Below are 21,362 nucleotides of genomic sequence, written 5' to 3'. Positions count from 1 at the left end.
ACGAGCCGGTCCACATGCAGTAGAGGGGGTGGGGGCACCTACCATTGTGAGATCCGACTTTACTTTTTTTGCAGTTTGCGCGCTTCGATCTTGGCCAGTCGCATCAATTCTTGCATGTAAGGCTTTTCCAGATCGTCGGACCTGATCGCCGCATAGAGACGCCGGGTGATCCCGGTTTCGGTGAGCGGTCGGGTGACATAATCAGAGCTGTATTTGATCTCGCGCACCACCCAGTCCGGCAACACGGACACACCACGGTTGGAGGCCACCAGCAGCAGGATCACCGCTGTCAGTTCCACCTGCCGGATTGCACCCGGCTCGACCCCTGCCGGGGTCAGCAACTGACTGAAGACATCCAGCCGGCTCTTTTCCACGGGGTAAGTGATCAGTGTTTCCCCGGCAAAGTCAGCCGCATCAACATAGGGTTTGGCGGCCAGCGGGTGCTGTGACGCCGCCACAAAAACCGGCGCATAGTCAAAGAGTTCAATAAAGGAAACACCCGGGAGGTCGATTGGATCGGAGGAAACGACCAGATCCACTTCCTCTTTCTGAAGCGCTGGCAGCGCGTCAAAGGCCAGGCCGGGGCGGATGTCCACATCCACATCGATCCAATTCTTGCGAAAGGCCTCGAGCACGGGGAACAGCCATTCGAAACAGGCATGGCATTCGATGGCAATATGCATCCGACCCGTGTTGCCATCGCGCAGCGACGTGAATTCGGCTTGCATGGCTTCGACCTGGGGCAACACCTGATCTGCCAGTCGCAACAGCCGCAACCCGGCTGGTGACAGTTTCATCGGTTTGGAGCGACGCAGGAACAATTCCACACCTGCCTGATCTTCCAGCCCTTTGATCTGATGGCTCAACGCGCTTTGGGTGATGTTCAGCTGATCTGCCGCCCGGGCCAGACCACCGGCTTCGTGAATGGCCTTGATCGTCCGGAGGTGACGGAATTCGATATGCATCCTTTAGGTTCGCTCATGTTGTTCTTGAATATTATGAAATTGTTTCACAATGCTGCGTGTGCAACAAGGGCTGAAATCTAATCAGGAGATCCATCCGATGCGTACGCCGCAGATTTCGTTCGAGTTCTTTCCGCCGCAAAACCTGGAAGCGTCGTTCCGCCTGTGGGACACGGTACAGGTTCTGGCGCCGATGGATCCGCGGTTTGTGTCGGTCACGTATGGGGCAGGCGGCACCACGCGGGATCTGACTCGTGATGCGGTGGCGACACTGCATAAGTCATCGGGGTTGAATGTTGCGGCACATCTGACCTGTGTGAATGCGTCCAAGGCCGAAACCTTGGCCATCGCAGATCAATTTGCTCAGGCTGGCGTGAGCGACATTGTCGCTTTGCGCGGTGATCCACCCAAGGGGCAGGGGGCCTTTCAGCCGCATCCCGAGGGGTTCGCCAATTCGGTCGCGCTGATCGAGGCTCTGGCCGCAACCGGACGCTTCAATATCAAGGTTGGTGCGTATCCGGATCGCCACCCCGAGGCCGCCAGCCAGAGCGCGGATGTCGATTGGCTGAAACGCAAGATTGATGCTGGGGCGACCGAGGCTTTGACCCAGTTCTTTTTCGAAGCCGAGACCTATTTCCGGTTCCGCGACAAATGTGCCAAGGCCGGGATTGATCATGCGATAACGCCGGGCATTCTGCCGATCGAAAACTGGAAGGGGGCGCGCAATTTTGCGATCCGCTGCGGGACAGTCATTCCGTCCTGGGTCGAAGAAGCCTTTGGCAAGGCGGTCCGCGACAATCGCGAAGATCTGTTGGCGACGGCGTTGTGCACGGAATTGTGCAGTGACCTGATCGAAGGGGGCGTCGACAAGTTGCATTTTTATACGTTGAACCGGCCCGAACTGACCCGCGATGTCTGTCATGCGCTGGGTGTGGTGCCTCAGGTTTCTCTCGAGAACGTGGCGTAAGGCTTGTTCCGGTTCCGAGCGGTTTTTACGGTCCCTTTGAATTGATCTCAAAGGGACTGACCTATGCTGGACGCCAAATCACCTGATGACCTTCTCAAGATGGACGATGTCCTGAAACTGTCGGGGTTGGAATTCATGCAGGGAATTCTGGAGGGGCGGCTGCCGGCCCCGCCGATTTCGCGGGTCATGGGATATCGTTTGCATGCGGTTGACGCGGGGCGGGTGGTGTTCCGAGGCACCCCGGAATTTGATGTGACGAACCCGATGGGCACGGTTCACGGCGGTTGGTATGGAACGCTGTTGGATAGCGCCATGGCCTGTGCTGTGATGACCGGTGTTCCCCGAGGATCGGCCTATACGACATTGGAATACAAGATTAATATCCTGCGTTCGATCCCGCTTGGGACTGAAATAGACTGTGTCGGTGTGGTCGATCACGTGGGGCGATCAACCGGCGTGGCCCATGGCGAAATCCGCGGAGTGTCGGATGGCAAGCTGTATGCAACCGGGTCGACCACCTGCATGGTGATGAACCTCGCAACCAAATCCTGATGGCTGCACTTGCATCTATCGCCCCCAGGGACCTGGCTTGCGTTCGGATCTGCGCCCTATCCGGGGAATACGTGTCGCGTTGAGCCGATAGTTGGGTTCGGGGTGGGGCGGATGCCCGTGGGTCTCGCTCCAAAAAGCGGGGCCGCCGCGTTTCAGCCACAGGGGAACGGTCAGGATCAGCCCGACCGCAAATCCACCGGCATGGGCCCAATAGGCAACGCCACCCGTATCCGGGTCCGAGCCCAGCCCGCCAATGAACTGCATCCCCAACCATAGCCCCAACATGACCCAAGCCGGGATTGGAATGATGCGAAAGAAGACGATCAGGATGATCAGAATATCGACTTTGGCCTTGGGGAACAGCAACAGATAGCCCCCCATCACACCGGCTATCGCGCCCGAGGCTCCGACTGTTGGTACTGTCGATAATGGGGCAGCTGCGACATGCAGTAATCCGGCCCCCAGACCGGAGACCAGGTAAAAGACAAGAAAGGGCACATGTCCCATCTCGTCTTCCATATTATCGCCAAAGATCCACAGAAACAGCATGTTCCCTGCCAGATGCATGATCCCGCCGTGGATAAAGACCGACGTAAAGAGGGTTTCGAACCCGCCACCATCCGTGATGCGGGCAGGAATGATGGCATAGTCGAAATAGAACTGGTTCAGCAGACGGGCATCGTCGGACAGCCCAAAATAGCCGACAAAGGCCAGAATATTGGCCGCCATCAGGGTGTAGACAACATAGGGCGTTCGCCCGGACGGGTTGTGATCGCGAATTGGAAACATGCCCCGACGCTGATCTGATTTCTGAAGGAGGTCAAGAGGACAACCGCCGCGCGCAGGTATACCTGCGCGCGGCGTGGCCCAACGGGCGAGCGGGCTTTTTCAAAGCCGGTTCGACGGGCGGGAGTGCCCCGATTCTGTCAGTCCAAACCGCCCAACAGCGCGGCATTGCCACCGGCCGCGGTGGTATCGACGCAGGTATGGCGTTCTGCCAGGACACGTGCCCGGTCCGGTAGACCGGGGATCATCGGAAGGATCGGCCCGGGACGCCGGGCCAAAATCTGTTCGATTTCACGCCCTGTCGCTGCGTCTCCCCACCACAGGACGCCAGAGATGCCCTGGATATGCTCCAACCGGTGCAGATCAAACATCCCCGCCGCCTGAATGGCGGTGCCGCCGTGGCCCAGCACCGCATGGGCCTGGGCACTGACAGCTTTGGGGCCAGGGCCAAGGCATAACAGCGGTGCGCGGGGTGACACAGTCAGACGGTTGGATTCGCCTGTTGGTCCGGGCAGCGATTGGGTGTGCGGCCGGGCCGGAGTGCCGGTTTCGCCTGGCAGTTCGGCAAGGGCACCGGCCCAATCCTCGTCTGCTTTTTGCCGATCCGGGGCGCAGAAACGGGCCAGATAATTGGGTCCGCCGGCCTTTGGTCCAGTACCGGAAAGCCCCTCTCCGCCAAAAGGTTGAGATCCGACAATGGCACCAATCTGGTTGCGGTTCACATAGAGGTTCCCTGCATGCACGGCCTCGGTTACATGTTGGACCCGATCATCGATCCGGGTGTGCAAACCAAAGGTCAGCCCATAGCCGGTGGCATTGATGTCGGCGATCACCTGATCCAGTTCGTGCGACTTGAAACGGGCCACATGCAGCACCGGACCAAAGATTTCACGGTCCAGCGCGGTGATGCCGGGAACTCCGATCAGGGTTGGTGCAACAAAGGTCCCGGTCTCTGGGATGGCCATCTGCTTTAACAGGCGTCCATCGGCGCGGGCAGCATCGATATGGGCGGCGATGCCTGCGCGCGCAGCTTCATCAATCACCGGCCCCACATCCGTCGACAGATGCCAGGGATCGCCAATGACCAGCGCATCCATGGCACCCTGGAGCATTTCCAGAACGTCTTCGGCGATGTCTTCCTGAAGATAGAGACAGCGCAGCGCTGAACAGCGCTGGCCAGCGGATTGAAAGGCGCTTTCCACGATGGATTGCACAGCCTGTTCGGGCAGCGCCGTGGAATCGACGATCATCGCGTTGAGCCCGCCAGTCTCGGCAATCAGCGGTGAGCCGGGGCGCAGATTTTCAGCCATGGCGGCCCGGATTTTCATTGCTGTGGCAGTGGAGCCGGTAAAGGCAACGCCATTCACACGCGAATCCGACGTCAGCGCGGCACCCACTTGTGGTCCGCCGGGCAGCAGCTGCAAGGCGTCACGCGGGACACCGGCCTGATGCAGTAGCGAGATGGCAAAATCGGCAATCAGCGGCGTTTGCGGCGCGGGTTTGGCCAGCACTGCATTGCCTGTGGCCAGCGCAGCAGCGATCTGACCCGAAAAGATTGCCAAAGGGAAATTCCAGGGGGAAATGCAGGTGAACACGCCCGCTGGATTGGCATCCGGGATGCGGGCCGCGTAGTAGCGGAGAAAATCCACCGCTTCGCGCAGCTCGGCTACGGCGTCCATCTGGGATTTTCCGGCCTCGCGCGCCAACAGGGCAAAGATCTGGCCAAAGTTCTCCTCGTAGAGGTCGGCCGCGCGGTTCAAGGCAGCGGCGCGTTCGGACGCTGGTGCGTCCCAGGGTTGGGCCGACGCCAGCGCGACTTCGACATCGGCAAGGCTCGCCTGGGCGGCCTGGCCCACGAGGGTGCCGTCAGCTGGGTTGCTCACGACCACCGCAGCCTCGGGCGAGGCGGCCTCGGCCAACCGTGGAGAGGCCTGCCAGATGTCGGTCCGCCATGGGGTCCGGGCGGAGTCAATCGTTTCGAGCGTGGGCGTGTGCTTAAGGTCAAAGCCTTTGGAGTTGGGGCGTTCCGGAGCAAACAGGTCGGTGCCTGTCGGTATCTCGGGGGCGGGGGCCAGCGCCGTGACAAAGGGATCGGCCGCGACGATCTGGGGCGAGACATCTTCGTCGACAATCTGGTTCACAAACGAACTGTTGGCACCATTTTCCAGCAGGCGACGCACCAGATAGGCCAGCAGGTCACGATGAGCGCCAACAGGGGCATAGATCCGACAGCGCGTCTTGTTGCGCTCCAGCACCATCTGGTGCAGCGTTTCCCCCATTCCATGCAGGCGCTGGAATTCAAAGGGTTGCCCGTCCTTGGCCATATGCAGGATGGCGCTGACGGTGTGGGCGTTATGCGTTGCGAATTGGGGGTAAATCCGGTCGGTTCGGTCCAGCAACTTGCGCGCGTTGGCGATATAGGACACGTCTGTTACCGCCTTGGAGGTAAAGACGGGAAAGGCATCCATGCCTTCGACCTGAGCGCGTTTGATTTCGGTGTCCCAATAGGCTCCTTTGACCAGTCGCACCATGATCTTGCGATCAAACCGTGTGGCCATGTCATACAGCGCATCAATCGTCAGCCCGGCGCGGGGCCCATAGGCCTGAACCACTACGCCCAATCCGTCCCACCCTTTCAGCGCGGGATCTCCGATGACGGCATTGATCACATCCAGCGACAGCGACAGGCGATCTGCCTCTTCGGCATCGATGTTCAACCCCATGCCCGCCGCTTTGGCCAGCAATGCCAGCGCGCGCAACCGCGGGACCAGTTCGTCCATGACCCGGGCCTCTTGTGCCAGCTCATATCGCGGATGCAATGCCGAGAGTTTTACGGAAATACCGGGGTTTGCACGAATATCTTTATGTACACAGCCATCGGCAATCGACGAAATCGCGCGGGAATAGGACAGGTGATAGCGGGCGGCGTCGGCTTCGGTGCGGGCGGCTTCGCCCAGCATGTCGTAGGAATAGGTATAGCCTTTGGCCTCCATCCCCTTGGCGCGCGTCATCGCTGCGGTAATGGTTTCCCCCAGAACGAACTGGCGACCCATTTCCTTCATTGCGCGGCTGACGGCGGTACGGATCACAGGTTCACCCACCCGTTTGATGGCGTTGCGCAGGGCGCTGACCGGTGACGGTTTTGCTTCATCCAGAACCTTGCCGGTCAGCATCAACGCCCAGGTCGAGGCATTGACCAACGAAGAGGAGGAATGTCCCAGATGTTTGCCCCAATCCGACGGGGCGATCTTGTCTTCGATCAGCGCGTCGATCGTATCGGCATCGGGCACCCGCAGCAGCGCTTCGGCCAGGCACATCAGGGCAATGCCCTCGTCGGTCGACAGGCCATATTCGGCCAGGAACACCTCCATCATGCCCGGGGCGGTGTGATCGCGAATGTCGCGCACCAGCGCGGCCGCGGCGCTACAAATTGTGCCGCGGTCGTTGTCAGACAGATTAGCGGTTGCGATCAGCTGGGCCAGCAGCGTGCTTTGGTCCCCATAGGTTCCGGCGTCAATCCGGTGGCGCAATGTGTCGGTCATCTGAGGTCGTCCTTGCAGGATGCGTGTTTTGAGAAGAATACCGGGAAAATCTCGGGACAATCGGCCAAAAGAAGCGTAATCTCGGGACAATCGACCGAAGTTTTTGCAATTTGGAGGCCAAATGGGCATTTCTGATCTGGACCGTTTTGATCGTGCGATTCTGGAGATTCTGGCCGAGGACGGGCGAATTTCGATTGCCGATCTGGCACGGCGCATTGGTCTTTCAAAATCCCCGACCCAAACCCGGTTGCGCCGCCTTGAGGCTGATGGCGTGATCACGGGATATCGGGCGTTGATTGATCCGATCCGAATGGGGCTGGATCACGTGGCCTTTGTCGAGGTCAAGCTGGACGACACCCGCGAAGCCGCGTTGTCGGCGTTCAATGCGGCGATCATCAAGGTGCCAGAGATCGAGCAAGCCCATATGATTGCATCGAATTTCGACTATCTGCTCAAGGTACGGACCCGGTCGATGGCGGCCTATCGCGCGGTATTGGCCGAACGGATTTCATCGCTGCCACATGTTGCATCAACGTCGACATTTGTGGCGATGCAGGCGGTCAAGGAAGATGGGGCGCTGGGGGCGCTCGAAAACGTGATTTGATTACTGTGCCATATGGCACAGGATCGGGGTATGGCCTGGTTTCGTTTTGCATATGCCCCGCTCATCCTGTCTGCCGTTTCGGCGTCCGTCGTGGAGGCCGAGACCTGTCCGCCGCCCCCGGATCACAGCCAATCCGTTCAGGGGTTGATTGAACAGGTTCAGGCGGCCGACAACGAAGGCGATGCGCGCGTGATCTCTAATCAGATGTGGGAATTCTGGGCCGATGCACCCAATGAACAGGCCCAGGCCATTCTGGATCGCGGGATGCAGAAACGGGCAGCATTTGATTTGGCTGGGGCCTTGCAGGAGTTCGATATCCTCGTTGATTACTGCCCAGAATACGCCGAAGGGTACAATCAGCGGGCCTTTGTAAATTACCTGCGACAGGATTTCAGGACAGCTGTGGTGGATTTGGATCGCGCACTGCAATTGTCGCCGGATCACATCGCGGCGCTCAGTGGCAAGGCACTCTCGCTCTATGCGCTTGGGCAATTGGATGCAGCCCGTGATGCGTTGGGACGCGCATTGGAGATGAACCCCTGGCTCCCCGAGCGGGGCTTGGCTGCGCCAGGCGGTCCACTGGCCCCCAAGGGCACGGATCTGTGACCCAGGCCACATTGGGTTCGTGTCGCGGACCCCGGTCGCAGTGGTGTTTGTTTTCCCCGGAAAATTCGGATTTCTGCTTGCAGCCAGACGCGGGCTCCGTATACGTGAAACCAGTGTGCGGGCGTGGCGGAACGGTAGACGCATCGGACTTAGATCATTGAGTGCGCCGGGGGAAACGCCGGACGTAGAACTGCTCAAATTCGGGGAAACCTGTCAAATGGCAATCCCGAGCCAAGCCCCAACCGGGGAAGGTGTAGAGACTAGACGGGCAGCACCTAAAACCGGACGTATCCGGTGATGGTGAAGGGATAGTCCAGACCCCAAACGCCCCAAACCGGGGTGGCGGTGAAAACCGTAGCGGGTAAGAAAATCCGTGGGGCGAAAGCCCGTGTGGGTTCGATTCCCACCGCCCGTACCAAAATTCATTGCGTCGCCGGACAGGATTGCGTTTCCCAGAGTGGAACGCCCTGCGATCGGCAGTTCGGCCGTCCCAATCCGGGTCCGGCCGACCTGCTTCGGTTCCTGATCCACGCGCTCCGCGTGGTCTGCGTCATTCCCGGTACCACCCGCCACAGTATCGACGCCTCGGCCGCCGTCTATTGTGTCGTTTCCGTCCCCGCCAAGAACCAAGTCATTGCCATAGCCGCCCCGAAGAATGTCATTCCCAGCCTGGCCATGAATCTCGTCGTGCAGATCATCAGGCGACCTGCCGCCGGTCAAAACGTCATTGCCGTCGCCACCGTACAATGTATCGACGCCATCGCGGCCATTCAGGGTGTCATCACCTGCCAGCCCGGACAGAAGGTTGTTCCCGCTGGTCCCATGAAATGTATCATCTGCGTCGGTCCCGGAAAACGCTGTGCCAAATTGGGTCACGAAATCTGAAACTTCGACGTCCATGTCGGAGAAAACGATACGTTCGATCCCTGACAGCCTGTCCGTTCCGTCACCAGACGCGGCACCGGTGCCGGAAATATAGACCAGTTCATCTTCTGCCAATACATCGTAGTCCTGCCAGCCTCCCTGGTAAAACGCGGTATCGGCGGCACCGTCGCCGCCAATCAACATATCGTTGCCTGCATCGCCACGCATGAGATCATCGCCTGCGCCGCCCATCAGAACGTCGTCTCCGTCAGACCCCAACAGCCTGTCGACACCGTCGCTGCCCAGGATGACATCATTGCCCGCGCCACCATCAACGGCCTCGGGTGATGACAGGAATTCCAGATCTGCCTCGTCCGTCAAACTGCGCGGAATGATAATCTCGAACGCGGCATACCCCCCGGTAAACTCCTGATCAGTGCTGTCAGCTGTCCGGCTGTTCCATCGGACCCAAAAATCACCACCTTTGCCAAGGGCCATTTGTGACATGGACGACCCCGACGGATAACCAAGATCGATTGCCAATCCGTCGGGGCGGCCATCTGCGGTGTAGTTCTGCAGTATGGATCCGCTGAGGGCGACATATCCACCATCTGGGCGGAAAACCCGACTTGAATTGTTGCTGATTTGATGTGCCGATGGATCGTCTTTCGGGGCATAAACAAGCGCGTTGGATATCAGCGCCCCACTGGTATCCACGACATATTCGATCAATCTGGCAGACGGGCTGGACCGCAAAATCACGATATTGCCGTCCTCGTCGACCCTGGCACCATGGGTGTTGCCCCGCGGGAGCCCCCCCGCAGGGCTGACCGCATCCCCAATCGGCTCGCCATCAGCATCAAAAACCTGCATCTCCAAGGCAAAATCCCACGAGTCAAAAAATAGGTCCGGTTGCGGAAATGCCAGCCGAACACTTGTTCCATCACTCAAGGGCATATCTGTCCCAATTCGGCTGAATTCAGCCCTGGGGTCTACGGGATCACTAACTTCACCTGTGGATGAAATTGAAAATATGTTTATTTCAGAACCGTAAGAGTCATCACCGACTCGAAAACCCAAAAGTCTGTCCATATTTGCGTAAATGTACGGGTTTCCATTCGCATCCAATTGAAACTGTAAGAACGGGGAGGGTCTGGTTATGTCAGTGCCTGACTCTACATGCGTCATCAGCACCGTTTCTGAGATCAAGGATCCGTCGGTGCCGATATGGCGGGCTTGATATTCCAACATGGGGAAAGGAAATGATCCGCTTAACCCCTGAAAAACAGCTGCAATCCCGCTGGCGTAATCCAGGCTCAGCATGGAGCCGTCATCCATAACCAAAATGCTGCTTTCCTGCACGCTTGCTCGGGAGCTCTCAGTTTCCGGAGAGAACTCCGGAGCATCCGTTGCGTCCAGCGTTTGGGTGATCAGCAATTGATTGGTCATGTTTTTCGTGCCCTAAGAATTGGTTGTAAAATACAGTCTTTGTATTGGTCCTGCGGTTTATATTTAATACACGCCAAGGAGGAAGTGAAGGATCAGTGTTTAAAAACGCCTGATCGGTTTCGAGTGTGTTACGCAGGGATGAAAATTGATCCAGAGGATTGGCTCGGCTCTGCACAGAAACGCGAGAACGCATAGGAAAACAAGGATATCGCGAGCGCATCTAATCACCAATGCCAAACGCACAGACCAAAATCCCGGGCCACACACCCAGATCAAACGCCTGGACGCGTAGACGGTCTTTGCGGACCCGACATTCAACGACGCGTGACGGTTGGCGATGTGGCAGCTGGCCTTGCACGAAGGCTTGGGCGGTCTGGCCACCGGGCAGTCCCTGCCTTGAGGCCGAGGGTCAGGCGATTGACGCGCTGAAAGGGCCGCATCTGACGGTCGCGGACGACCCGCCAGAGAGTGCTATGAGCGGTCGTACAGCGGGCAACTAGAGTTGGATGGGTGCATAAAGTGTGTGTCTTTATTCTACTTTGCCGGTCATGGTGTCTTGGTTTTTGGTCAGGGTGAATACTTCGACGGGCTCGGCAAAGCCTTTCAACCTGCTGTGTCCTGCCGACTGGAACTCAAACCGCCCGGCACAGACTTTGGCCAGTTGGGTGCTGACCAATATGTCGGTTTTCAGATCCCGGTTCAGCCCTTCCAAACGCGCCGCAAGATTCACGGTGGCTCCGAATGCCGTATAGTTCATCCTGTCCGAGCTGCCGACATTGCCCACGGTCGCGGGGCCTGTGTGGACTCCGATCCGGGTGCGCACGGGCATTTCAATGTCTTGCCAGCTGTTTGTTACCTGCGCAGCGGCCTCCTTGACCGCGAGCGCGGCCTGACAGGCAAGAGCCGCATGGTCGGGTGTGTCCTCGGGCGCGTTCCAGAAGGCCATGACCGCATCCCCGATGTATTTGTCGATGGTTGCCCCATGCGCCAACAGAACTTGCGTGACGGCTTCGAAGTAATGCGACATCCGGTTCATGACGTCGTCAGGGTCTAGGTCCGCGGACATTGCGGTGAAATTTTCCATATCCATGAACAGCACGGTTAGCTCGCGACGGGTGCCGCCCAGATGCGGGATTTCATTCTGCTGAATCAGCTTTTGTACTAGCGCCTTGGGGACATATTGGCCAAAAACACCCAGGCTGGTGCGCATGCGGTCCATTGCCGATTGGAGTTGAAAGATCTCTTCGACAACCGACGTGCCGGAGCGCGGGGCATCCAGATCGAACCGGCGGATGGCGTCGGCATCTGTCGCCAGGCCGATCAGCGGCCGTGACAGGCCGCGCGATACCAGCCAGACGATCGGGATGCTGGACAACAGGATCAGGGCCGAAACCAAAAAGGTATTGCGTGTTACCCGGTTGACCGGCGCGGCAATGGTGGACACCGGCATGGCCAGTGCGAGTATTTCATCGGCTTCGAACCGAGAGGATGCCTTGACCACATGGGCCACCCAGGGATCGCCTTGGGCGTCGATCAACCCAGCACGAAATCCCGGTTCTTGCTGGATCCTCATAATCAGGTCGGTCTGGACCAGTTCGTCTTCGGCATCGTGGGCGGTGCTGGCCAGGACGGTCCCGTCAGAGCCAAAGATCGTAAGCAGGCCGCTTTCGGCCTGAGGCTCGGACCCCAGGAATTCTTCGATTTGAGCCAATGTGACATCAACGCCCACTGTGCCGCCAGGATGGCGGCGACTGATGGTCAGGCCGGGCAGGCCGGTGCCGGTGAATTTGTACAATTTGGTCCGGCTGACGCTTTTGTCGTCGGTTGCTGATTTGAACCACGGGCGCACCCTGGGATCGTATTCCGGGTCCAATGTTTGCGATGCAGCCAACAACTCGCCCTGATGGTCCAGAAACCGGCGCACCGAGACCCTGTGTCCGGATGCGTTGCGAAAGATTGATTGCGTCAGGAAAACCGTTCCTTCTGGCGCTGCCAATTCGACCAGGCGTTCGGGGGGGCGGGACGCTGCAAGCCCGATCAGGTAAAAGGAACCATCATCGAACCCGATGTTGATCGAGGCCAGATAAGGCAAGCGGGTCAATTGCCTGCTGAGGAAAAGCTCGGCTGAATGGCCCTCTTCGTGGGGCAGGTGTCCGACGTTGGGCCAGATCGCCAACACCTGGGCCACGGCTTCCGCCGGTTTGATCAGATCGTCAATCTTGAGCCGCAGAATGTCGGCAGACCGCTCCATGATCTCGCTGGCAGTGATCATGGTCGAATTCTTGTGGGTGACATGCGAGTAAATCGCCAATGGCACTGCCAGCACCAGGGCCACACCCAGAATGACGGCAAACAGGCTAAAGGTGATCGGGAACCTCGTGATCCTTTTGCGCATCTTTCCCCCTGGTCTTTTGTTGTTTTTCAATGTTTTGCGACGTGTTTTTGATCTTTTGTTCCGGCGATGCTGCATCGCCGGAACAAAAATACCGCGTTCTGGGACTCTTGAGCACCCAAGCAGGCAAGGTCAAGGCCGGTGCATGACAGCGAAACACGGCCTCAGATCCTGGGTCTGGTCAGGAAAACAGGAAATCGGGGCGACCTCGTCTGGTGTGCCCTGGAGGCTTCTGCAATACTCTGCCAGATGACAGAGTCAGAGTGCAGCATTTCACGCTGTTGGGTGGCAGGTTTCCGAGGAATGTGATGACTGAATTTCGTTTGATTCATACGTCTGACCTGCACTTGGGAAAGGGCTTTGGCACCCTGCCGGATTCGCTGCGGGGGCGGTTGATCGAAGCACGCCACGAAGTGATTGGACGTTTGGCCGATGCGGCCCGCACGCACCGCGCGGCGCATGTGCTGGTAGCAGGAGATATGTTTGACACAATCGGGCCGTCGTCCGAAGTGCGCAGACAGGCTGCTACCGCAATGAGCGCGGCGCAGGATATCCAATGGTGGATCATACCTGGCAATCACGATTCCCTGCGCGCCGAGGAGCTGTGGCGCGCGTTCGACCAGGAAACAGGTGAAAATGTGCATCTTTTGCGCGACCCCTCGCCAGTGGAAATGGCCCAAGGGGTGCAATTGTTGCCTGCTCCGTTGCCACGTCAGTTTCCGGGGAGCGATCTGACGGGTTGGATGGTTGGGGCCGAAACGCCCCCGGATGCGCTGAGGATCGGGTTGGCGCATGGGGGCGTCGTGTCTTTTGGAGAGAATTTTGATGGATCGGCGGTGATTGCACCGGATCGGGCCGAGACTGCCGGGCTGGACTATTTGGCGATGGGGGATTGGCATGGCCAGCTCAGGGTGACGGATCGCACCTGGTATTGTGGTACGCCTGAACGGGACAGGTTCAAACACGACGGGCGCGGTGTCTGTTTGGCCGTCACATTGAACGGTCCGGGTGCGGTACCTGACGTTACCCCGTTGGATGTCGGGCGATTTGAATGGCGCGCACCCGATCTGAGGCTGAGCCCGGGCATGGACATCGCGGCAGAATGCGCGCGGATCCTGACTGCCGACCGCGCGGCACGCCGGGACATTCTGTTGCAGGTGCGGGTCAGTGGGTTTTTGCGGATGGCCGAACGGGGGCAGCTGGATGAAGAGATCGCCAAGGCCCGACCGGATTATGCCCATTTGGGGCTGCGTGACGGCGATCTGTCCACCGAGTACGAGACCGAGGATCTGGATCTGATCGCCACGGGTGGTGCCTTGCGCGCTGCTGCCGAAGAATTGCATCTCGAGGCCCAGGGGCAGGGTGGGTCATCTGACGACATGCGGGTGGCACAGGCGGCTTTGAACCGGTTGTGGTCGCTGGTCCGGGAGGGGTAAGAGATGAAGATTACCTCGGTCCAGTTGAAGAATGTACGCCGGTTTGTTGACCCGGTCGCGATCACCGGAATTGGCCCCGGTCTGAATGTTCTGAGCGCCCCCAATGAACATGGTAAATCCACCTTCTTTGATGCGTTGCACGCGGTGTTCTTTGTCAGCCATCGTTCGTTTGACAAGACTGTGAAACCGCTGGTGCCCCGGGTCGGTGGTGATCCCGAAGTCACGGTTGGGTTCGACATCGACGGGACGCATTGGCGGCTGAGCAAATGCTGGAGCTCCAGCGCCAGCCGCAAGGATGCCAAACTGTGGCGCGATGGGGTTCTGACTGCGCAAAAGGCCGAGGCCGAAGCCCTGTTGTCGACGTTGCTCAAGGCCCCTGCGGACGGGGGACCTGCGGGGTTGCTGTGGGTGCGTCAGGGGGTCACCGAACTGCAAAGCGGTGGTGAAGAGCAGCAGGCCCGCCGCGATATCATGACCTCTGTCGCAGGCGAGGTCGAGGCCATGACCGGGGGACGGCGCATGGAAACCGCGCGTCAGGCGTGTCGGGCGTTTCTGGATCTGCACCTGACCGGGACCGGGCGGACCAGGGTTGGCGGCGGGTTGGGTAAAATCGAGACAGAAGTCGCCCATCTGCAACAGGAACGTGACCGGTTGGCCGACGAGGCACGACGCCTGCAGGATGACCTGGATCGGCGTCGCCAGGTACGGCGCGAACTGGGCGAACTGGAATCTCCGGGCGCACATCAGGACCGGGCCGATCTGCGGCGCAATGCAGAGGCGGGGCTGGCTTTGGCCAGGGCCCATGATCAGAAAGTGCAGCTGGCCAATGGTCAGGTCGCCCGGCTGGTGGCACAAGCCGAAAGATGTGCGGCACAGATGGATGCGTTGCAGGATGCGGTCGCCGAACAGGGACAGGCGCAATCTTCGATGGCGGCGGCTCAGGCCGATGTGGAGACGGGGCGGGCGCTTTGCGAGGAGGCCCGGCAGGCGTTTGATGCGGCCAGCCAGTCCCATAAATCGGCCGCTGCGACAGCGGATCTGAGCGCCCAAACCACACGGCTGGCACTGCGGGCCGAACAGGCACAGGCGGCGAAAATCCGACGCAAGGAGTTGCAGTCCCGGCTGGCCAGTGCCGAAACACTGCGGCACCGGATCGAAGGCCTTGCGGCTGAAATCGCGATTGAAGTTTCGTCAGCGGATATGAAGGCCCTGGATCGGTTGGTTGCGGACCTGGTTCTGGCGCAACGCAGCCGCGACAATGCCGCCGCGTCATTTTCTGTGACCTACGCCGCAGGCGGAGCTGGCAAGGTTCTGCGCGATGGAACGCCGATCTCGGGTGACGAACGCCACGCGGTGCCCGATGGCGTTCATCTGGACATAGCAGGGGTTGGGCAATTGTCCATTTACCCGGCCGAAGCCGAGAACGATACCGGCGTTGAACAGGCCAAAACCGCCGTGGCTGCTGCATTGAACCAACTGGGGCAGGAGACGGTGGACAGTGCGCGGTGTTCGGATGCGGCGCGGGCCTTGGCAGAGGCCGGGCTGCGCGAGGCGCAGGCCGACCTCAAAGCCTTGGCCCCCAAGGGGCTGGCAGAGTTGCGCGCCGAAATCGCCGGTCTGCCTGCACCGGTCGATCCCGATCAGGAAATCCCGGATGCCGCCACTGCCGAAGCTGAGGAGCAAGCAGCCCGTCGGGCCCGCGACACGGCAGCCGAAGCGCTGGAAGCCGCGCGAAGCCTGGATCAAACCCGGCGCGAGACGCTGAACCGCAGCGAAGGGGTGCTGCAAACGGCACAGGAACGGCTGTTGCGTGCCGAGACAGCGCTGGCAGGTATCGACGCCCCCGAGGCACAGCTGGCCCATTTGCAGCAAGCGGCCACAAAGGCGGTGCAAGAGACCGCGGCGGCCCACGCGGCGTTGGCCGAGTTGCAAAAGGACGCCCCGGATCTGGCCGGGGCCGAAGCAACGATGAAACGGGCGCAATCCGTGGCCGATGCCGCCGCTACGACGATTGCCCGTCTGAGAGAAGAACGGGCGGCGCTCGACACTCGGATTTCGGTGCTGTCATCGGCCGCTGTCGAAGAAGAGCTGGCCCTGACCCACGAACAGCTGACCCAGGCCCAGAGCCGTCTGGACCAAGTCCAGTTCGAAATTGCGGTCAATCAACGGCTGGACCAGGCGCTGAAGACAGCCCAAGACAGGTCGCGCGAAAATTATGTCGCTGCAGTACATCGGGAATTGCTGCCACTGTTGCGGATGATCTGGCCGGATGCGGATCCGGTGATTGATGCCGAAACCGGGCTGATCACCCACCTGACCCGACGTGAAATCGCCGAGGATTTCGACGTTCTGTCCGGCGGCACACAAGAGCAGATTTCTCTGCTGGTGCGTCTGGCCTTTGCCAAAATTCTGGCGGCTGACGGTCGCCCGGCTCCCGTGGTGCTGGATGATGCGATTGTCTATACGGATGATGACCGGATCGAACAGATGTTCAATGCTTTGACCCGTCAGGCCCAAGATCTTCAGATTATTGTGTTTTCCTGCCGACAGCGTGCGTTTCGGGCCTTGGGCGGCGAAGTGTTGAGCATTGGGCGCGTGACAGAACCCGCGTGACGCTGCCTGTCGTATCTTTGATGGGGACGATTGGGTGACGGGTGTGGCAAGCGTCAATTGTTCACATGAGCAGAGCAGCTGAGTTTTGGTATGGTGCAGGGGGCTCTGTTCCAATTGACAGAGAACCGGCACGGGTGGCCCCCGGTCGCCCCAAATTGCATAGAAGAACTTTTTGAACAGATGCCACATGGGAGAACCCGGATATGCACGCACAGATCAAATTGACATGTTCATTTGAAGACGCTTTGGACAAGGTGACAGCGTCGCTGGCTGAACAGGGGTTCGGCGTCATAACCCGCATCGACATGCATAAAACGTTGGCCGAGAAACTGGGAGTGGAATTCAGGAACTATACCATATTGGGGGCCTGTAACCCGGTTCTGGCCCATCAGGCGTTGCTGGCGAACCCGGAGATCGGGCTTCTTCTTCCGTGCAACGTGGTTGTCGAAAACACCACGTCCGGCGCGCTGGTGCGTCTTCCGGATGCGGCAGAGTTGATGCACGGTGGGACGGGGAATGCCGACCCTGCGCTTGCCGGGCTGGTTGTCGATGCAAACGATCGGCTTGCACGTGTGGCACAGGCATTGACGGATTGAGCCCCTTGGGCCCTTTGGGCCCATGTGAGGACAGCGGGTTGAGACATCCGGTGTCACTGATGGGTTGGTTACCGAAAAACATTGGCAACGGATCATGTTGAGCTGGCCGTGATGTTGCAGGGGTCGCAAATCGGCAAGTATGCCTCGGCATTCTGGTCTTGGATCGGAAGATGACGGACATCGAAATTGGGATAAATGACCATGCCACAGGCTAAACTGGAAGACCTCGTCCACCAGATTCGGGAAGCCGCCGGATCCCCTGAGCGTTCTTTGGCGTTGCGTGAACTCTTGACCGACAGTCAAAGCCGCAAACAGGATCTGGCCGATGCCATCGCGGATCTGGAGGAAGACGAAGTGATGATGTTCGAGGACGAGACCTGTTCGATCTGGACCTGTCGCTACGCACCGGACATCGTTTTTGCGCCGCATGAACATTGTATGAGCGTTCATATCGCCGTTTATCGCGGCACCGAGGTCGAAGTTCTCTATAAACGCGAGCCTGGTCAGCTGCGCCATGGCGGCAATACCTTGGTACAGGCGGGGGATGTCGTGCGTCTTGGGCCCGAGGCGATCCATGCGATAACGGCGGACGGGGATGAACAAAGTTGCGCGATCCATGTCTATGAAGGACCGCTGACACGGATCAAACGGTCTTTGTTTGACTGGACCTCTGGCGAACAGGTGGAATTCAGCATGGAAAACTTCCACGCCATGGCACGGCGCAAGGTGGATATGGATGAATTCCGGGCCTGAGCGCACGGCCTTGCCATTGACCTCTTGCACTGACTTCCTGCACTGACTTGGCGGAAGGCCCCGTGGTTTCCGGGGCTGTGGTCGCTGTACTGGACCATGGCATCAACACAGGGTGTGCCGCGTTCCTGTGACATTACCCGCGGGCGGTTCGATTTTGTGTTCCACGACGGTGCCATTTGTGGGTACGTTTGGGCATGACCGTTATGTAACAAGCTGGGAGGGGCCTCATTGGAACGCAGACTCGCAGCAATCCTTGCCGCTGATCTGGTGGGCTATTCGACGCTCATGGAACGTGACGAGACCAAAACGCTTTTGGCGGTCTCCAGCCTGATAGAAACCACGCTGCGCCCTCTGGTTGCCGAGCATCATGGCCGGATCGTGAAGCTGATGGGCGACGGCATTCTGGCAGAATTCGCAAGCGTTGTGGATGCGGTCAGCTGTGCGACGGCATGGCAGACACTGCTGCTTGACCACAGCGGTGGATTTCAGTTTCGTATCGGCGTCAATCTTGGCGACATCATCATCCAGAACGATGATATCTTTGGGAATGGCGTAAACATGGCCGCGCGGCTCGAAGGTCTTGCCGAACCGGGTGGTGTCTGTGTTTCCGAAGGGGTGTATCGTGAAGTCCACAATGTCCTGCCGCTTGTGTGGGAGGACCTAGGTGAGCAGACCGTCAAAAACATCTCTGAGCCAGTTCACGCCTTTCGTATTCTGTCCGAACGCGAACAATATCAAAAAACACCCAAGGCATTCGCGGAATCCATCGGATTGGATTTCACCATTCCCGAACTGCCCTCAATTGCGGTTTTGCCTTTCACTGTCATGAGCTCCGATCCGGAACAGGATCATTTTGCCGACGGCATCACAGAGGACATAATCACAGCGCTGTCCAAGATCAGCAGATTGCTGGTTGTCGCGCGCAATTCGACCTTTGTTTACAAAGGATGCGCGGTCGATGTGAAGCAGGTCAGCCGCGAACAGGGAGTGCGCTATGTGTTGGAAGGCAGCGTGCGCAGTTCGGCAGGGCGTGTGCGGGTCACAGCCCAGCTCATAGATGCAACCAGCGGGCTCCATCTGTGGGCCGAACGATATGATCGGAAAATGCAGGACATCTTTGCCGTGCAGGACGACATCACCCGCGAGATTGTCGTGGCCATGGATGTGGAGTTGCGAGAAGGCGAGCAGCATCGCATCTGGTCCAGGGGTACAGACAATCTCGAGGCGTGGGAATGCACACGTTTGGCCACAGACGCTGTTCTGAGCGGATCTGTTCAGGACCGCCCCAAGGCCATTGAACGTATAGATCGGGCTTTGACCCTGGATCCAGACTATGCGTTTGCCTGGTGTATGCGTGCATGGCTTTATTTCGGAGAGGCCGATGTGGGGGGCGGCATTGTCGACAGGAAAAGGTTCGACGAGGCCCAGGCATTGACCTTTGACTGTGCGCATCGGGCACTTGCCTTGGATCGCGATTGCGCCGAAGCCCACGCCATTCTTGCGCTGGCCCATCTGAACGCTGGCGATCATGATAAGGCGATGGAGTTGACCGAAACAGCGATTGCTTTGGCCCCCAACAATGCCGAAATCCTGGGCGGGGTCGCCTCGGCCGTAATGCGAAAATCGGGATACCCTGAACGCGGTGCCGAATTGGTCCGCAAAGCCATGCGTCTGTCGCCTGTTTACAGACCCGGGTTGCTGCGCGCCCTTGGGAACAACTATCGGCTTGCTGGCCGGCTCGAAGAAGCGGTCAGCTGTTACCGCGAGTCTTTGCAGCGCGAAAGCGGATATCTCGCACCCTATGTCAATCTCGTTTCGGCCCTGGGCGAATTGGGGCGACCAGCGGATGCCGCGGACGCGATAGCCCGGATCTTTGAATTCGAGCCCAAGTTCTCTGTCGAGGCGTATGTCAACGGTCTGTCGTATCGCAGATCGGCGGATCGCGACCGTATCAGACAGGGGCTTCTGAAGGCGGGGATGCCCGCCGAGGCCGCGCGCGCCCCGGTCTACGCGACGCGGGACAAACCCTCTGTGGCGGTTCTCCCCTTTACCAACATGAGCGGCGACCCTGAGCAGGATTATTTCAGTGACGGGATTTCAGAAGATATCATTACCGGGCTGTCCAGATTTCGGACGCTGTTTATCGTGGCGCGCAATTCGTCCTTCAGTTTCAAGGGGCAGAACCTGGAAACCAGCGAAATCGGATCAAAATTGGGGGTTCAGTATTTGTTGGAAGGCAGCGTGCGCAAGTCCGGCAACCGGGTCCGCATCTCGGCGCAGCTGATCGATTCCGACACCGGGAAACACATCTGGGCCGATCGCTATGATCGTGAACTTGAGGATATTTTTGCAGTTCAGGACGAAGTCGCCCGGGCCATTATTGCGGTGCTGCCGGGGCGGGTTCAACACGATGTGGCCGATCGCATCGCCCAAAAGCCAACCGAAAACATGAAGGCGTATGAACTCCTCCTGCAAGGCAAGGCGCTGCGGGATGGTTTGAATGCGACCGACACGGCCAAGGCCCGGATTCTGTTCCAAAAGGCGTTGGAGTTGGATCCAAACTATGCACGGGTCTACATGTATCTGGCAGATACATATGTGGTGGATTTGTGGTTGGGGCTGGCCGACGATGATGCCCCCAAACATGCATTGACCATAGCCCGCAAGGGCGCGTCACTGGATAACAATGACGTCTTTATTCAGGACCAGCTTGGCTATGCCTATCTGTGCGCCGGTTTGTGGTGTGAAGCCGATGTGCAGTTCCAAAAGACGCTGTCCCAAATCGTCAACGAAGCGGAATCCATGGCCTGGTGTGGGTATGGCTTTCTCTTGTTGGGACAACCTCAGAAGGCACAGGAGGTCGTCGATGAAGCCGTTCGCCTTGATCCGCTGCACCCGCCAGCGCTGGACTGGATCCTCGGACAAATACATTTCCACCTGGGTCACTATGATCAGGCCGTTGGGTTTCTGATTGGTGAAGCTCTCTTGAATTCGCTGGCCCATGCTTTTCTGGTGGCTGCCTATGCCCATTCAGGTCGCGAAAATGATGCCAGGGAGGCGTTGAAATTGTTCATTTCCCATCGTCGTCAGGAATTGCTTGGCCGTGGCATAGTCGTGGAAAGGGACAGTGTTGCGTCGCTGGCAGGCGGGTTCAAAAGGATGTGGCGGTGCGCCGATGATTGGCAGCGTATCGCTTCGGGCCTCGAGATTGCCGGGCTGCCCACCACCTAGCGCTCCACT

Annotated in this window: 14 protein-coding genes; 9 read left to right on the top strand and 5 right to left on the bottom strand. The window is 58.8% G+C overall.

Translation table 11 applies throughout. The features are described 5' to 3' along the window. Positions 1–59: 59 nt before the first annotated feature. A complete protein-coding gene (locus QEZ52_RS13520; RefSeq protein WP_406644896.1) occupies positions 60–965 on the bottom strand; it encodes a LysR family transcriptional regulator in 906 nt (301 codons plus the stop codon). A 97-nt stretch (positions 966–1,062) separates the two neighbouring features. Here QEZ52_RS13520 and metF point away from each other — a divergent pair, with 97 nt between their 5' ends. Then, positions 1,063–1,929, top strand: coding sequence for a methylenetetrahydrofolate reductase (gene metF / locus QEZ52_RS13515; RefSeq protein ID WP_406644895.1), 867 nt, complete (start codon positions 1,063–1,065; stop codon positions 1,927–1,929). Positions 1,930–1,992: 63 nt separating this feature from the next. Then, positions 1,993–2,481, top strand: coding sequence for a PaaI family thioesterase (locus QEZ52_RS13510; RefSeq protein ID WP_406644894.1), 489 nt, complete (start codon positions 1,993–1,995; stop codon positions 2,479–2,481). Positions 2,482–2,496: 15 nt separating this feature from the next. On the opposite strand, the gene QEZ52_RS13505 is transcribed toward QEZ52_RS13510, so the two are convergent. Both QEZ52_RS13505 and putA read right to left on the bottom strand, forming a co-directional pair. After that, positions 2,497–3,270, bottom strand: a complete 774-nt coding sequence (locus tag QEZ52_RS13505) for a rhomboid family intramembrane serine protease (protein WP_406644892.1) — start codon at positions 3,268–3,270, stop codon at positions 2,497–2,499. Between the two features lie 137 nt (positions 3,271–3,407). Further along, positions 3,408–6,809: a bifunctional proline dehydrogenase/L-glutamate gamma-semialdehyde dehydrogenase PutA gene (gene putA, locus QEZ52_RS13500; RefSeq protein WP_406644890.1), complete on the bottom strand. Its 3,402-nt coding sequence runs from the start codon at positions 6,807–6,809 to the stop codon at positions 3,408–3,410. A 121-nt stretch (positions 6,810–6,930) separates the two neighbouring features. Here putA and QEZ52_RS13495 point away from each other — a divergent pair, with 121 nt between their 5' ends. After that, positions 6,931–7,413, top strand: a complete 483-nt coding sequence (locus QEZ52_RS13495; RefSeq protein ID WP_406644888.1) for an Lrp/AsnC family transcriptional regulator — start codon at positions 6,931–6,933, stop codon at positions 7,411–7,413. 30 nt (positions 7,414–7,443) lie between these two features. Beyond that, positions 7,444–8,019: a tetratricopeptide repeat protein gene (locus QEZ52_RS13490; RefSeq protein WP_406644887.1), complete on the top strand. Its 576-nt coding sequence runs from the start codon at positions 7,444–7,446 to the stop codon at positions 8,017–8,019. A 213-nt stretch (positions 8,020–8,232) separates the two neighbouring features. Here the strand turns inward: QEZ52_RS13490 and QEZ52_RS13485 are convergent, their stop codons facing one another. Continuing rightward, positions 8,233–9,756: a calcium-binding protein gene (locus tag QEZ52_RS13485; RefSeq protein WP_406650482.1), complete on the bottom strand. Its 1,524-nt coding sequence runs from the start codon at positions 9,754–9,756 to the stop codon at positions 8,233–8,235. A 1,105-nt stretch (positions 9,757–10,861) separates the two neighbouring features. Beyond that, the gene (locus QEZ52_RS13480; protein ID WP_406644886.1) at positions 10,862–12,727 is read right to left on the bottom strand and encodes an adenylate/guanylate cyclase domain-containing protein; all 1,866 of its coding nucleotides are present in this window, start codon (positions 12,725–12,727) and stop codon (positions 10,862–10,864) included. Positions 12,728–13,032: 305 nt separating this feature from the next. Here QEZ52_RS13480 and QEZ52_RS13475 point away from each other — a divergent pair, with 305 nt between their 5' ends. From QEZ52_RS13475 to QEZ52_RS13455, 5 genes are all read left to right on the top strand, one after another. Next, the gene (locus QEZ52_RS13475) at positions 13,033–14,160 is read left to right on the top strand and encodes an exonuclease SbcCD subunit D (RefSeq protein ID WP_406644885.1); all 1,128 of its coding nucleotides are present in this window, start codon (positions 13,033–13,035) and stop codon (positions 14,158–14,160) included. Positions 14,161–14,163: 3 nt separating this feature from the next. Beyond that, a complete protein-coding gene (locus QEZ52_RS13470; RefSeq protein ID WP_406644884.1) occupies positions 14,164–16,773 on the top strand; it encodes a hypothetical protein in 2,610 nt (869 codons plus the stop codon). 203 nt (positions 16,774–16,976) lie between these two features. Then, the gene (locus QEZ52_RS13465) at positions 16,977–17,369 is read left to right on the top strand and encodes a DUF302 domain-containing protein (protein WP_406644882.1); all 393 of its coding nucleotides are present in this window, start codon (positions 16,977–16,979) and stop codon (positions 17,367–17,369) included. A 201-nt stretch (positions 17,370–17,570) separates the two neighbouring features. After that, a complete protein-coding gene (locus QEZ52_RS13460) occupies positions 17,571–18,122 on the top strand; it encodes a hypothetical protein (RefSeq protein ID WP_406644881.1) in 552 nt (183 codons plus the stop codon). Between the two features lie 228 nt (positions 18,123–18,350). Continuing rightward, a complete protein-coding gene (locus QEZ52_RS13455) occupies positions 18,351–21,353 on the top strand; it encodes a tetratricopeptide repeat protein (protein ID WP_406644879.1) in 3,003 nt (1,000 codons plus the stop codon). Positions 21,354–21,362: the final 9 nt, after the last annotated feature.

It is taken from the genome of Aliisedimentitalea scapharcae, from assembly GCF_045277565.1.
Lineage (GTDB): Bacteria > Pseudomonadota > Alphaproteobacteria > Rhodobacterales > Rhodobacteraceae > Aliisedimentitalea > Aliisedimentitalea scapharcae.
The sequence above is the reverse complement of the archived record's forward strand: the minus strand, read 5'-3'. Positions and strand labels throughout refer to the sequence as shown.